This is a genomic window from Sphingobium sp. Z007, from assembly GCF_900013425.1.
GTDB lineage: Bacteria > Pseudomonadota > Alphaproteobacteria > Sphingomonadales > Sphingomonadaceae > Sphingobium.
The window spans coordinates 1040882-1054874 of sequence record NZ_FBXK01000005.1; the positions used below are offsets into that span (position 1 = coordinate 1040882).

The 13993-nt window shown below is 64.4% G+C and carries 9 protein-coding genes; 4 read left to right on the plus strand and 5 right to left on the minus strand.

The window, feature by feature from the left end:
* Positions 1-405: 405 nt before the first annotated feature.
* Entirely contained in the window at positions 406-1656 is a 1251-nt protein-coding gene (locus CEQ44_RS13010; RefSeq protein ID WP_088182177.1) for a lipoprotein-releasing ABC transporter permease subunit, read from the plus strand.
* Positions 1649-2326: an ABC transporter ATP-binding protein gene (locus tag CEQ44_RS13015; protein WP_088182176.1), complete on the plus strand. Its 678-nt coding sequence runs from the start codon at positions 1649-1651 to the stop codon at positions 2324-2326. The genes CEQ44_RS13010 and CEQ44_RS13015 overlap by 8 nt, the downstream gene beginning before the upstream one ends.
* Here the strand turns inward: CEQ44_RS13015 and CEQ44_RS13020 are convergent.
* Complete coding sequence (locus CEQ44_RS13020) at positions 2323-4131, minus strand: diguanylate cyclase (protein ID WP_088182175.1); 1809 nt, start codon at positions 4129-4131, stop codon at positions 2323-2325. The genes CEQ44_RS13015 and CEQ44_RS13020 overlap by 4 nt on opposite strands.
* Positions 4132-4255: 124 nt before the next feature.
* On the opposite strand from CEQ44_RS13020, the gene dnaE reads away from it, so the two are divergent.
* Positions 4256-7795, plus strand: a complete 3540-nt coding sequence (gene dnaE, locus CEQ44_RS13025; protein ID WP_088182174.1) for a DNA polymerase III subunit alpha — start codon at positions 4256-4258, stop codon at positions 7793-7795.
* A gap of 178 nt (positions 7796-7973) precedes the next feature.
* Here the strand turns inward: dnaE and CEQ44_RS13030 are convergent, their stop codons facing one another.
* The 4 genes from CEQ44_RS13030 to CEQ44_RS13045 all read right to left on the minus strand — a co-directional run bounded on the left by CEQ44_RS13030 (position 7974) and on the right by CEQ44_RS13045 (position 12198).
* Complete coding sequence (locus CEQ44_RS13030) at positions 7974-9041, minus strand: PA0069 family radical SAM protein (RefSeq protein WP_088182235.1); 1068 nt, start codon at positions 9039-9041, stop codon at positions 7974-7976.
* A 111-nt stretch (positions 9042-9152) separates the two neighbouring features.
* A complete protein-coding gene (moaB, locus tag CEQ44_RS13035) occupies positions 9153-9680 on the minus strand; it encodes a molybdenum cofactor biosynthesis protein B (RefSeq protein WP_088182173.1) in 528 nt (175 codons plus the stop codon).
* Positions 9680-11485 (minus strand): lytic transglycosylase domain-containing protein, encoded by a 1806-nt coding sequence (locus CEQ44_RS13040; protein ID WP_088182172.1) that lies wholly within the window; start codon positions 11483-11485, stop codon positions 9680-9682. Before CEQ44_RS13040 ends, moaB begins: the two co-directional genes overlap by 1 nt.
* Positions 11482-12198 (minus strand): uracil-DNA glycosylase family protein, encoded by a 717-nt coding sequence (locus tag CEQ44_RS13045; RefSeq protein WP_088182171.1) that lies wholly within the window; start codon positions 12196-12198, stop codon positions 11482-11484. The genes CEQ44_RS13040 and CEQ44_RS13045 overlap by 4 nt, the downstream gene beginning before the upstream one ends.
* A gap of 131 nt (positions 12199-12329) precedes the next feature.
* Here CEQ44_RS13045 and CEQ44_RS13050 point away from each other — a divergent pair, with 131 nt between their 5' ends.
* Entirely contained in the window at positions 12330-13982 is a 1653-nt protein-coding gene (locus CEQ44_RS13050; protein ID WP_088182170.1) for an electron transfer flavoprotein-ubiquinone oxidoreductase, read from the plus strand.
* Positions 13983-13993: the final 11 nt, after the last annotated feature.

Consider the following 13993-nt stretch of genomic DNA (forward strand, 5'->3'; position numbering starts at 1 on the left):
GCGGCCCTGTTTGCGGGATCGGCAAAGGCGAGGGTGGACGCTTTGTCCTATCGTCTGCGCCGTCATGATGCCGTAAAGAAGAGGCAATAAAAAACACCCGGATCGTGTTGTCACGATCCGGGTGTTTAATGGACGATTGCTCGTCTCCCCCTTGGCCTGCCTCAACCGCTTCTCAGCCCCCTAAGCTCGAAGCGGGATGCAGTATCCCTGAACCACGGCCATTTACCTGTGCTTCGGTTGTCTTGCTATGACTGACGGGGGGCCGAGTCACGGGCAAAATCCGGGCCGTGCTATTTTCCGTTCGTCGCTGTGGCCGTGATGCAACAATCCGGCAATGCTTGCCGTGACAGGTCGCCATGCCTAGAGCGTCAGGCACATCATCCTGCAAGGGGCCGTTCGCGCCACATGATTCTATCCCGTTACGAACGCATGATCGCCAAGCGCTACCTGTTGCCGGGCAAGGGGGAGGGCTTCATCTTCCTTGTCGCCGGCATTAGCCTGGCCGCGGTCATGCTGGGTGTCGCCGCGCTCATCATCGTGATGAGCGTCATGAACGGCTTTCGCGCCGAGCTGTTCGACAAGATCGTCGGCCTGAACGGTCACGCCGTCGTGCAGGGCTATGGCGGGCGCCTGCCCGACTGGCAGTCCGTGCTGAAGCAGGCGAGAGCGACGCCCGGCGTCACCAGCGCCACGCCGATGATCGAACAGCCGCTGCTCGCGACATTCAACGGCCGGGTGGAGGCGGTTCTGGTGCGGGGCATGACCGTGCCCGACATTCGCGCCAACAAGACGCTCAAGGGCAAGGTTCTGGCCGGTAGCCTGGACAATCTGGTCGCCAATGCGGGCAAGATCGGCATCGGGTCGCGGCTGGCCGAGAATATGGGCGTTCAACTGGGTGACAGCCTGACCATCGTCAATCCGGCCGGACGATCGACGCCGTTCGGCACTGTGCCGCGGCAGGTCGCCTATCAGGTCGCCGCGATCTTCGAGGTCGGCATCTATGATTATGACAAGGCCATGGTGGTCATGCCGGTCGAGGACGCCCAGACGCTGTTGCTGCTGGGCGATGTGGTCAGCATGATCGAGGTCGAGACGATCGATCCCGACAGGGTCGGCCAGATATTGGAGCCGCTGGCGGGCAAGGTCGCCGGCCGCGCGGCCATCACCGACTGGCGGCAGATGAACGCATCGCTGTTCGAGGCGCTGGCGGTGGAGCGGGTGGCGATGTTCGTCGTGCTGTCGATCATCGTGCTGGTGGCGGTGTTCAACATCCTCTCCTCGCTCATCATGCTGGTGCGCGCCAAGACCCGCGACATCGCCATATTGCGGACGATGGGGGCGAGCCGGGTCGGGCTGGTCAAGATATTCATGACGGTGGGCGTCACCATCGGCACGCTGGGCATGGTGGCCGGCATGGTGCTGGGCTTCACCTTCCTCTTCTTCCGTCAGAGCCTGGTCAATGCGATCCAGTTCGTGACGGGGCAGAATCTGTGGGACCCCTCGATCCGATTCCTGACCGAACTGCCATCGCAGCCCGATCCGGTAGAGATCACCGTAATCTGTGTCATGGCGCTGGTCTTCAGCTTCCTGGCCACGCTCTATCCGGCCTTCAAGGCCGCCAATACCGATCCTGTCCAGGTGCTGCGTTATGAATGATATCCTGAAGGTCACGGGCCTTGCTCGCAGCTTCACCCAGGGCGGCGTCACCATCGACGTGCTGCGCGGCATCGACCTGACCGTCGGGCCGGGCGAGATCGTCGCGTTGCTGGGGCCGTCCGGTTCGGGCAAATCGACGCTGTTGCAGGCGGTCGGGCTGCTGGAGGGCGGGTTCGACGGTTCGATCCGCATCGATGGCGAGGAAGCGGCGAAGCTGGACAATGACGGCCGCACCCGGTTGCGCCGCGATGCGCTGGGCTTCGTCTATCAGTTCCACCATCTGCTGCCCGATTTCAACGCGACCGAGAATGTCATCCTGCCGCAGGTGATCCGCGACGTGGAGATGGGCGCGGCCAAGGCGCGGGCGGAATCGCTGCTGACGGCGCTGGGGCTGGGCCATCGGCTCGACCATCGGCCGAGCCAGTTGTCAGGGGGCGAGCAGCAGCGCGTCGCCGTCGCACGTGCGTTGGCCAACCGGCCTGCGCTGGTGCTGGCGGATGAGCCGACCGGTAATCTGGACGAGCGGACGGCGGACGTTGTGCTGTCGGAATTTCTGCGACTGGTGCGCGGGGAAGGCTCCGCCGCGCTGGTTGCGACGCATAATGAGCGGCTGGCGCAGAAGATGGACCGCGTCGTTCGGCTGCACGAAGGCGTGCTGCAGGGCGCTTAAGCCGCCGCGGACGCGCCATCCCGCACGGTCGCCACGAGGATGCGGTCCCGGCCTTCAGACTTGGCGCGTAGCAGCGCGGCGTCGGCGGTCTGGAGCAGCCGGTCGGGCCGGCCATGATCGGGGAAGGCGGACAGGCCGAAGGAGGCCGTGATCGGACCCAGTTCCTTGCCATTATGCCCCAGGCGCAAATCCTGAATGCGCCGCTGGATCTGCATCGCTCGGCCAAGCGCCTGATCGAGGTTGAAGCCCGGCATCAGAATGACGAACTCCTCGCCGCCCAGACGGAAGGCGTGGCCATGTTCGCGTAGCGAATCGCCCAGCACATTGCCCACGGCGCGCAGCACGGCGTCGCCCGCATCATGGCCATAGCTGTCGTTGAACCGTTTGAAATGGTCGATATCGACCATCAGGCAAGCCAGCGGCGCGCCGTGGCGATCGGCGTCCTGCACCAGGGTCTGAAGCATGGCGTCGAACTGGCGCCGGTTGGGCAGGCCGGTCAGCGCATCGGCCATCGCCATTTCCCGCAGCGCGTCGCGCAGGCGCAGATTGGCGAGCGCCAGGCCGATATTTTCCGCCAGCATATCGAGATACTGGCCGGTGCGTTCCAGATGGTCGGCGCTGCTGTTCGTCGGCTCCTCATAATAGAGCATGCCGATGCTTTCGCCCTGCGCGGCGAGCGGGATGCAGATGGTGCTGACGCTTTCCACCACGCCCAGATGTTCACACGGTATGTCGACCATCTCGCCGATCGGCCGGTGGGTCTGGCCGCGCCGCAGCGCCCAGCAGGCCGAGGGCGGAAATTCGCCGCGCGAATAAGCGGGGGAGAGCCAGTCGCACGCCTGGGCCATGGCGTTGCGGCGATTGTCGTGGATATAGAGCCGGCCCGGAAAGTCAGGCGCGATTTCCGGGGCGAAGCGGCGCACGACATCGACCAGGTCGCTGACATTGTCGCAGCCCTGGAGCCGTTGCGTCAGGCGCGAGATCAGGTCGCGCATCATGCGGTCGGCGTCGCGCTCCTTCTCCAGCCGTTGCCGTTCCAGCCCGTTTTCGCGAAAGATGCGGATCGCCTGCGCCATGTCGCCGATTTCATCGACATGGGCGGTATCGGGCGGAATGGCGTCATAATCCTGCGCGGCCAGGCGGGTGACGACATCGCTCAGGCGCACGACCGGCCGCAGGATGCGCTGTTTCAGGATGAAATAGAGAACACACAGGAACAACAGCGCCGTCATGCCCAGCATGATTTCGGACATGGTGCGCCATTGCCGGGCGGTGTCGGTGGCGCGGGTCACGGCATGATCGGTGCGCTGGTCGAGCATATATTGGAATTTGCCGACCTGTGCAGCAACCCGGTCCAGTTCCCGGCCATATTCGTCGCCGAACAATATGGTGCGGGCGGTCCTGCCATCGTTCGCCTCAGCGGCCCGGATGGCTGTTTCCTGCTCTTCGGTCAGCGCGTCCGCCCAGTGCATGGCCTGGCGCAAGGCGGTCAGTTCGGCTTCGCTGGCGCCGACATCGCGTAGATGGGCGATGCGCTGTTCGACCGAACGCAGCGCCTCCTTTTCGCGACGATAGGCGATCAGATGGCTGGGATCGCCGCTGATGACGAAGCCACGGGCCTGTTCGGTCAGGCGATAAACATCCTCCTCCAAGGTGGCGGTCGCCTGGTCGAAGGTCGCGCGCTGCGCGACCGCGGCGCGCTCGCGTTCCTCGGCGCTGGACGCCATCAGCATGGTGGCGCCGGAACAAAGGGTGAGAGCGACGGTGGCCCCATAGGCCCAGTTGGTGATCGTGGAGAGACGCATGATAGCAGCAGCGATAGCGGCGACAGGTTAGTAATCTGTTAAGCATTGGGTCGTTGTGGCTTACCCACAGATTTCGTCGTCGAAGGGGTGGGCCGAATCAGCCATCGGCCCTAGATTGGCCGACATGCCCCATGCTCCCTTTGTACCGCTGCGCGTCTTTTCCTCTTACACCATGCTGGAAGGAGCGATCGATCCCAAGAAGATCGCCAAGCAGGCCAAGGCATTGGGTTTCCCAGCAGCGGCGATCACGGACCGCAACGGGCTGTATGGATCGATGGCCTTTTCCGACGGGTGCAAGGATGAAGGCGTGCAGCCGATCATCGGCGCGATGCTGGGCGTGTTGCGGCCGGGGCGGCCCGCCAATGCGCCGATGCATGACTGGCTGGCGCTCTATGCGCAGGATGCCGCAGGATATGAGAATATCTGCGCTTTGGTATCCATGGCGCATCTCGACCGGCCCGTCGAGGAGGTGCCGCATGTAACGATAGAGGCGCTGGCGGGGCGGACCGATGGCGTCATCGCCCTGACGGCGGGGGGCGAGGGCGCTTTGGCGCGGCTGTTCGCGGAGGACCAGCCTGACGCGGCGATGGCCTATGTCGAGCGGCTGGAGGCGCTGTTTCCCGATCGGCTGTATGTCGAAATTTGCCGCCGGCTCGACCCGGTGGAGGGCAAGGCGGAGCCGTATCTGCTCGACCTGGCCTATGATCGCAACCTGCCGCTGGTGGCGACCAATCCCACCTGTTTTACCGAGCCGCATTTCCACGAGGCGCATGACGTCATGCTGTGCATCGCCGACAGCGCCTATGTCGATATGCCTGACCGCCGCACCAGTTCGCCCGACGCCTGGATGAAGCCGGCAGGCGAGATGAAGCGCCTGTTCGAGGATCTGCCCGAAGCGCTGGCCAATACGCTGGTGGTCGCGCAGCGCTGCGCGGTGGCCGCGCCCAAGCGCAAGCCGATCCTGCCCAGCCTGGCCGGCGATATCGAGGGCGAAGCGGCGATGCTGCGCGACCTGGCGAGCGCCGGACTGGACGCGCGTCTGGCAAAGCTGGGCATCATCGCGGATGAGGCGCGCCGACCCTATATCGAGCGCCTCAAGTTCGAGACGGACATCATCATCCAGATGGGTTTTCCGGGCTATTTCCTGATCGTCGCCGACTTCATCAAATGGGCGAAGGATCATGATATTCCGGTGGGGCCGGGTCGTGGTTCCGGTGCGGGGTCGGTCGTCGCCTGGGCGCTGCTGATTACCGATCTCGATCCGTTGCAACTGGGGCTGCTGTTCGAACGCTTCCTGAACCCGGAACGCGTGTCGATGCCTGACTTCGACATCGATTTCTGCGAAACCCGGCGCGGCGAGGTGATCCGTTATGTCCAGCAGAAATATGGTGCGGACCATGTGGCGCAGATCATTACCTTCGGTAAGCTGAAGGCGCGCGCGGTGTTGAAGGACACCGGGCGCGTGCTCCAGATGAGCTATGGCCAGGTGGACCGGCTCGCCAAGCTGGTGCCCAATCATCCGACCGATCCGTGGACATTGGAGCGGTCGCTGAACGGCGTGGCCGAGTTTCGGGCGGAATATGACAATGACAAGCAGGTCCGCCGACTGATCGACTATGCGATGAAATTGGAGGGTTTTCCGCGCCACAGTTCGACCCATGCGGCCGGCGTGGTGATCGGCGACCGGCCTTTGCAGCAGTTGGTGCCGCTCTATCGTGATCCGCGATCGGACATGCCGGTGACGCAGTTCGACATGAAATATGTCGAGGGCGCGGGGCTGGTGAAGTTCGACTTTCTGGGTCTGAAGACGCTGTCGGTGTTGCAGAAGGCGGTGCAATTGCTGGCGGCGCGGGGCGTGACGGTCGATCTCGACACGCTCGCCTGGGACGATACGGCGGTTTACGACCTACTCCAGCGCGGCGACACGGTCGGCGTGTTCCAGCTGGAATCCGAAGGGATGCGCAAGACGCTGGCGGCGGTTAAACCGACTAATTTCGGCGACATCATTGCGCTCGTGTCGCTCTATCGTCCTGGCCCGATGGACAATATCCCAATGTTCGGGCGGCGCAAGAACGGGCAGGAAGAGATTGAATATCCGCACATATTGCTGAAGCCGATCCTCGAAGAAACATATGGCATCTTCGTCTATCAGGAACAGGTGATGCAGGCCGCGCAGATATTGGCCGGTTACAGCCTGGGCGACGCGGACCTGTTGCGCCGCGCGATGGGCAAGAAGGTGAAGGCGGAGATGGACGCGCAGCGGTCGCGCTTCGTTGAGGGCTGCGCCGCGAGCGACATCAAGCCGGCCAAGGCGAACGAGCTGTTCGATTTGATCGACAAGTTCGCAGGCTATGGCTTCAACAAGTCGCACGCCGCCGCTTACGCGCTGCTGGCCTATCAGACGGCGTGGCTGAAGGCGCATTATCCGGCGGAATTCTATGCCGGGTCGATGGCGTTCGATATCCACCTGACCGAGAAGCTCACCGTATTCGTGGACGATATGCGGCGGATGGGGCTGACCTGCCTGGCACCCGATCTCAACCGCAGCCAGGCGGACTTCACGGTCGAGGCTGTGCCCTGCGAGGGCGAGGACAAGCGACTGGGCTTTGCCGTGCGCTATGCGCTGGGCGGCCTCAAGGGCGTGGGCGAGAAGGCGATGGAGCAGCTCGTCGCCGAGCGCGAGGCGGCGGGGCCGTTCAAGAGCCTGGATGATTTCGCTGACCGGATCGAGCCGCGGTTGCTCAACCGGCGGCAGTTGGAAAGCCTGGCGGCGGCGGGGGCTTTCGACGGCATATATGCCGATCGGGCGGGGGTGCATGCGGCGGCGGAGACGATCCTTTCGGTAGCTTCGAGCAATGCGCAGGCGCGCGAGAGCGGGCAGGGTGGGCTGTTTGGCGACGTTGAAACGCCCCATGCCGATGTGCGGGTGCCCCCGCATCAGGCCTGGACGGTGGCGGACCGCATGGCGCAGGAGAAGGAGGCGTTCGGCTTCTATTTCTCGGCCCATCCGGTCGATCGATACAAGCATCTGGCCGAAGCGCGGGGCGCGCGCAGCTATGGCGCGGTGTGCCAGGCGCCGATGCCCGCGCCCAACGCCGATGGGCGCGCGATGACGATCATGGCGGCGATGGTCGAGGATGTGCGCTGGCGCGAAACCAAGCGCGGGGCGCGCTATGCCAATGCCACCTTCTCCGACCAGAGCGGCCAGTTTCAGGCGAGTTGCTTCGACGAGGGCGCGTGCAAGGCGATCGAGGAATTGGCCGCCGACGGCGATTGCGCGCTGCTGGTGGTGGAACTGGACCGGTTGCCGGGCGAGGAAACGCCGCGCGTGACGGTGCGGGGGGTCGAGCCGTTCCGCGCGATCGCCAGCGCGTCGAGGATGGAATTGACGGTCGACGTGGAGACGCCGCAGGCGGTCGAGGCGCTGGCGGCGCTGCTGGCCGGGGCCAGTGGCGGGCGGAGCGAAGTGTTCCTGCGCGCGCCGGTGGGCGACGGGCAGGCGGCGCGGCTGTTCCTGGGCGACCAATATAGTCTGGGTGCGGATCAGGTGGACGCGATCTCCACGATCAAGGGGCTGTCGATCCAGCGGTTCGAGCGGATGGACGTGAAGGCGGACGGTTATAAGACGCGGACCCGGCGGACGGCGATGCGGTTGGTGGGGTGATATTTTTCGATGGCGGGTGGCGGGCAGGCCTACGGAAGGCGAAAGCCCGATGACCGTCACCCCAGCGAAGGCTGGGGTCTCAGGCGATGGCGCGATAGGTTTGGGAAGTGTAGGTTCAACGGTCGCGTGCCTCAGCACGAGACCCCAGCCTTCGCTGGGATGACGAAAAGAACGAGCCCTAAAACAACCGCATCTGCGCGCCTTCCGGCGGGTGGAAGAGGTCGGTGCGCAGCGTCAGCCGTTCCGCGCCAAGGCCTGCGCGCTTGCGGGCCTTGGTGAAGCGGGTGCGGAGGAGGTCGGCCCAGACGCCCTGGCCGCGCATGCGGGTGCCGAAACTAGGGTCGTTGTCGCGGCCGCCGCGCAGGTCGTTGATGATTTCCATCACCTTGGCTGCGCGGTCGGGATAGTGGGTGTCGAGCCAGGCGCGGAACAGCGGGGCGACCTCGTGCGGCAGGCGGACGGGGATGTAGCTCACCTCTCTTGCGCCCGCCTCCGCCACGCGGGCGACCAAGGCTTCTATCTCATGGTCGGTGATGGCCGGGATGACCGGCGAGATGCTGGCGGTCACGGGGATGCCGGCCGCCGATAGCTGGCGGATCGCGTCGATCCGGCGCAGCGGATGGGGCGCGCGGGGTTCCAGGGTGCGGGCGACCGCGGGATCGAGGCTGGTGACGGAAACCATCACCGCCACAAGGCCGTCGCGGGCCAGATCGGCGAGCAGGTCGATGTCGCGCAAGATGCGGTCGGACTTGGTGGTGATGAAGGTGGGGTGGCCGGTTTCGACCAGCAATTCCAATATGTCCCGCGTGATCCGCCAGTCCTTTTCGATCGGCTGATAGGGGTCGGTATTGGTGCCCATGGCGATCGGCGCGACGACATAGCTACGCTTCGACAGTTCGGCGCGAAGCAGCTTTGCAGCATCGGGCTTGGCGAAGAGTTTGGTTTCGAAATCGAGGCCGGGCGACAGGTCGTGATAGGCGTGGGACGGCCGGGCGAAGCAGTAGATGCAGCCATGCTCGCAGCCGCGATAGGCGTTGATCGATTGGGAAAAGCCGATGTCCGGGCTGGCGTTGCGGGTCAGGATGGTGCGGGGATGTTCGATAGTCACCTGGGTGCGGCGGCGCGGGATTGGGCCGTCCAGATGTTCGATCGCGTCGAGCCAGTCGCCGTCAGCTTCCCGCTGGGGCAGGTTGAAGCGGTGGCTGTCGCCGTTCAGCGTTGCGCCTCTGCCCTTTTCGATCGCCATGAAGCGATAGAACATATGCGGAACGGGCTGTCAAATGATACAGCGAGTGCGACAGTTGAATCGCCTATACGAATTTAATTAGTTGGCTAACTAATTGCCGTTGACTTGACTTTATCGTTCCGTCAGGCGCGGCATGAGTTCGACGAAGTTGCAGGGGCGGAAGCGGCTGTCGAGTTGAGTGACCAGGATGCCGTCCCAGGCGTCCTTCACCGCGCCGGTCGAGCCGGGCAGCGCAAAGATATAGGTGCCGCGGGCGACGCAGGCGGTGGCGCGGGACTGGATGGTGGAGGTGCCGATGCTTTGATAGCTGAGCCAGCGGAACAGCTCGCCGAAACCAGGGATTTCCTTATCCTGCACTTGGGCGAGCGCTTCGGGCGTGACGTCGCGACCGGTGACGCCGGTGCCGCCGGTGGTGAGGATGACGTCGATTTCTGGATCGTCGATCCAGGCATGGAGCCGGGCGACGATGGCGGAGCGGTCGTCGCGCTCGATATAGCGGTCGGCGAGGATATGGCCGGCGCTTTCCAACCGTTCGATCAGGGCATCGCCGGAACGGTCTTCGGCCAGCCCGCGCGTGTCGGAGACGGTGAGGACGGCGATGCGGACGGGAATGAAGGCCCGGCCCTCATCGATCGGCATCAGTCGGAACCGCCGCCCAGCGAGGCGGTGGACAGGGAGGTTGTAGATAGGGCGCGGCCGTCCGCCTTGCTGAGGCGCACCAGTTTCACGCCCTTTGCATTGGGGAAGGTCGGCCACATGCCCTGCGCCATGCCCGTCAGACACTCGGCGCTGCCCTTCGCCTGGATCTGGTACATCCAGTAATTGCGCATCACGATGTTCACATAGGCGCGGGTTTCATAATAGGGCAGCGATTCCATGAAGAGCAGCGGATCGCCCTTGTCATGGACCTGCGTGTTCCAGCGGCTGACCGGGAGCGGGCCGGCATTGTAGGCGGCCATCACCTTGGGCAGCAGACCGCCGGTGGCGCTCATGTCGCGCAGGGTTTCCAGATAGCGCTGGCCATATTCCATGTTGGTCGATGGCACGAACAGTTGCGACGCCGAGGACAGGCCCATGTCGCCGCCGGTGCCGGGCATGACCTGCATCAGGCCGCGCGCGCCCGCGCTGCTGACGACATCGGAGCGGAAGCCGGATTCCTGGAGCGTGTGGGCGAAGATCAGTGCCGGGTCGACGCGCCAGCCGCCGTCGGGCCGCCAGTTCGGCGCCGGGAAGCGGGCGAAGCTGGCGGGTTGCTTGCCGGCCGGGCCGTTATGGGCAAGCCACAATTGCGTTGCGGGCAGGCTGAGCGCGCCAGCGAGGCGGAGGATCGCGTCATATTGGGCGGGGCCGCCGATCTTCGCCTGATAGCGGAGCGCTTCGTCGGCGCGGCTGTTGTCGCCGATCGCCGAGAGGGCAATGGCGGCACGGACATTGGGGCTGTCCTTCAACACGCGCCAGTCCATGTCGCTGAAACGGCTGACCAGGGCCGCGACCTGCATCGGCATGCCCAGCGATTCGCGGGCGAGCAGGCCGTAAAAGGTTTCGTCCGAGCGAGCGGCCTGCTTCAGATAGGCGGCGACCTTTTCCGCCTCGCCGCAGACCATATAGGCGCGTGAGGCCCAATAGGCGCCCGCCGCACGCATGTCGGCGTCACCCGCCAGCGCGGCGACATTGGCGAAGGCGGGGGCGGCGGTGCGGCAGTCGTTCTGACGCCAGGAGGCCAGGCCATTGGTCCAGTGCGCCTGCACCATCCAGTCGCCGCCGGTGCGTGTTTCGAGTGCGCGCGTGGCCATGCGGCGGGCGTTCACATCGTCATTTTCGATATAATAGGCCCAGGCGACGCGCTGGCGCACTTCGGTCAGGCCTTCCGATGTCAGGCCCGCTTCGCCGGTGGCTAGCAGGGCTTCCGCGCCAATCGGATCGTCATTCTTCACATAGGTCTGGATCTGACCCGCGAGCGCCTGCGCCAGCGCGTCGGTCTTGGTCGCGGCGACATATTGGCGGCGCGGGGCGGCGCCGAGCCAGACCATCTTCTGGATCTGCGGCAGGGTCGGCAGGATGGTCGCGCCGCGCTTTTGCGCCAGGCGGGACAGTTGGTCCGCCTTGGGCAGCCAGGCGGCCTTGTTGACCAGATCGAGCAGGTCGAACAGTTCGACCCTGGGCGATCCCTTCGCCAGATAGATTTCGGAGAGCGCGAGCGGACGAACAGCGTCCTGCGGGTCGAGCGCGGCGATCATCGCCTTGGCATCGACCCATTGCTGCGCCTGGATCGCGGTGAAGATGGCGCGGTAGCGGGCTTTGTCGCCGTCGCTCAGTTGCAGTGGGGAGGTTTCGGTGGCGAGGGTCGGCAGGACGGGGGCGGTGTCGGCCTGGGCTGGAAGCGCGGCGGCCAGCCCCATGGCGATCAGGGCGAGACGGGATATTTGGGTCGCTGCGCGAATCACGGACGGGTTTCCTCGATCAGGCTTTGCAGGGTGCGCCAACATTCCGCCTTGGCTGCGGGCTGGGTGAGCAGCAGCCGGGGGTGGAAGGTGGCGACGACGGGCACATTGCCGCCATCATGATTAAATTGGCGTAAACTATTGCCCGATGATGCTCCGTCTGTCGGCATCAGCGCACGGATCGTCCGGTCGCCCAGCAGCAGCAGGCGGCGCGGTTGGGCAAGTGCGACATGGGTGCGCATACGATCGGCCGCGTGGGCGAGGTCCGACGCCTCCACCATGCCGCCGGGCGGACGGGCGGTGAAGAGCGAGGCGAGGTGGATGGCGTCGCGGTCTAAGCCGATGGCGCGGAGCATGGCGTCGAACAACAGACCGGCACGATCGGCCAGCAGGCGGCCTTCGCTCATATCAGCAGGATCGGGCAGGTCGGTCACGACCATCAGCTCCGCCTGCGCCCTGCCTGTCGGCGCGATCTGCTCCCCCACCCAGCGGCGTTCGGGCTGGGCAGGATCATTGGCGAGCCAGGCGAGGAACGATTCGAGGGTTCGCGGTTTCTCTGTGACAGGGACTGTGGTCGCCGCGGCCGCCGGGCGCGGGGCCACCGGGCGCAGCCAGTTGACGGGCGATTCGCCTATGGCGCTGTCCACGCCTGCAAGCTGCCACCACGCCAGATAGGCGTCGGCGTTGGCCGCATCATCCTGCAATAATCCCCGCATCACGAACTGTTAGGGCCAGAGGTTGACGAGGGGGTCAAGGTGCTTCATCGCCTTGACTGGTAAACTGTTGGACTAATGCGGCGATTGGAGAGGACGGGGTGCAGCCCGCCGGTCGCCCTATGGAGGGATGAATGAGCGAACGGGAATCGATGCCCTATGACATCGTCATCGTCGGCGGCGGACCGGCCGGTCTGTCGGCGGCCATCCGGTTGAAGCAGTTGGCGAATGATACCGGCCAGGAACTGGCGGTCTGCGTGCTGGAAAAGGGGTCGGAAATCGGCGCCCATATCCTGTCGGGCGCGGTGATCGACCCCAAGGCGCTGGACGAATTGCTGCCGGAATGGCGCGATATGGGATGCAGCCTGGCCGACGTGCCGGTGACGGATAATCAGCATTGGTTCCTGACCAAGACCGGCAAGATGGCGATGCCGCACATCCTGACGCCGGGCTGGATGCACAATAAGGGCACCTATACCGGATCGCTGGGCAATCTGTGCCGCTGGCTGGCGGAGCAGGCCGAGGGGCTGGGCGTCGAAATCTTCCCCGGATTTGCGGCGGCCGAAATCCTCTATAATGAGGATGGCAGCGTGAAGGGCGTGGCGACCGGCGACATGGGCGTCGATCGAGAGGGCAACCATAAGGGCGACTATCAGCCCGGCCTGGAACTGCACGCCAAATATACCTTCTTCGCCGAAGGCGCACGCGGCCACCTGACCAAAGTTTTGAAGCGCCAGTTCGCGCTGGATGCGGACAGCGAACCGCAGGTCTATGGCCTGGGCATGAAGGAATTGTGGGACATCGATCCCGCGCTGCATCAGCCGGGGCTGGTCATCCATTCGCAGGGCTGGCCGCTGACCGATGCCTATGGCGGCGGCTTCCTCTATCATCAGGCCAATGGGCAGGTGGCTTTGGGGTTCGTGGTTGGGTTGGGCTATCGCAATCCGCATCTTTATCCGTTCGAGGAATTCCAGCGCTGGAAGCAGCACCCGGACATCCGCAAGTTCCTGGAAGGCGGTCGCCGCGTGTCTTATGGCGCGCGGGCGATCAACGAGGGCGGCTGGCAGTCGATCCCCAAGCTGGTCTTCCCCGGCGGCGCGCTGATCGGCTGTTCGGCGGGCTTTGTGAACGTGCCCCGGATCAAGGGCACGCATACGGCGATGAAGTCGGGGATGCTGGCGGCCGAGGCGGCGTTCGAGGCGATCCAGAATGAGCGCGCGCGCGATGTGCTGGACGATTATGAACTGCGCCTGCGGTCGAGCTGGATCGCGGACGAATTAAAGCCGGTGAAGAATGCCGAGCCGTTGCTGTCGAAGTTCGGCGGCACGATCGGCACGCTGCTGGCGGGCATCGACATGTGGATGCGGACGCTCAAGATCGGCCTGCCTTTCACGATGAAGCACAAGGCTGACAATGAGAAAATCTGGCGGAAGGATAGCTGCGCGAAGATCGCCTATCCCAAGCCCGATGGCGTCGTGAGTTTCGACCGGCTGTCGTCGGTGTTCCTGAGCAACACCAATCATGAGGAGGACCAGCCGGTCCATTTGCAGCTGAAAGATCCGACGATCCCGATCAGCTATAATCTGCCCCTTTATGACGAGCCGGCGCAGCGTTACTGTCCCGCAGGGGTTTATGAAGTGGTGGGTCAGGAAGAGGGCAATCCCCGGTTCCAGATCAACGCGCAAAATTGCGTCCACTGCAAGACGTGCGATATCAAGGACCCGACCCAGAATATCAACTGGGTCGTGCCGGAAGGCGGCGGAGGACCAAATTATCCGAATATGTAAGCGCCTGACCC

Excerpts from the sequence above, each read along its gene's own strand:
- dnaE (WP_088182174.1), top strand. The coding sequence starts at position 4,256 with ATGCCCCATGCTCCCTTTGTACCGCTGCGCGTCTTTTCCTCTTACACC.
- CEQ44_RS13020 (WP_088182175.1), bottom strand. The coding sequence starts at position 4,131 with ATGCGTCTCTCCACGATCACCAACTGGGCCTATGGGGCCACCGTCGCT.
- CEQ44_RS13010 (WP_088182177.1), top strand. The coding sequence starts at position 406 with ATGATTCTATCCCGTTACGAACGCATGATCGCCAAGCGCTACCTGTTG.
- moaB (WP_088182173.1), bottom strand. The coding sequence starts at position 9,680 with ATGCCGATCGATGAGGGCCGGGCCTTCATTCCCGTCCGCATCGCCGTC.
- CEQ44_RS13050 (WP_088182170.1), top strand. The coding sequence starts at position 12,330 with ATGAGCGAACGGGAATCGATGCCCTATGACATCGTCATCGTCGGCGGC.
- CEQ44_RS13045 (WP_088182171.1), bottom strand. The coding sequence starts at position 12,198 with ATGCGGGGATTATTGCAGGATGATGCGGCCAACGCCGACGCCTATCTG.
- CEQ44_RS13015 (WP_088182176.1), top strand. The coding sequence starts at position 1,649 with ATGAATGATATCCTGAAGGTCACGGGCCTTGCTCGCAGCTTCACCCAG.
- CEQ44_RS13030 (WP_088182235.1), bottom strand. The coding sequence starts at position 9,041 with ATGGCGATCGAAAAGGGCAGAGGCGCAACGCTGAACGGCGACAGCCAC.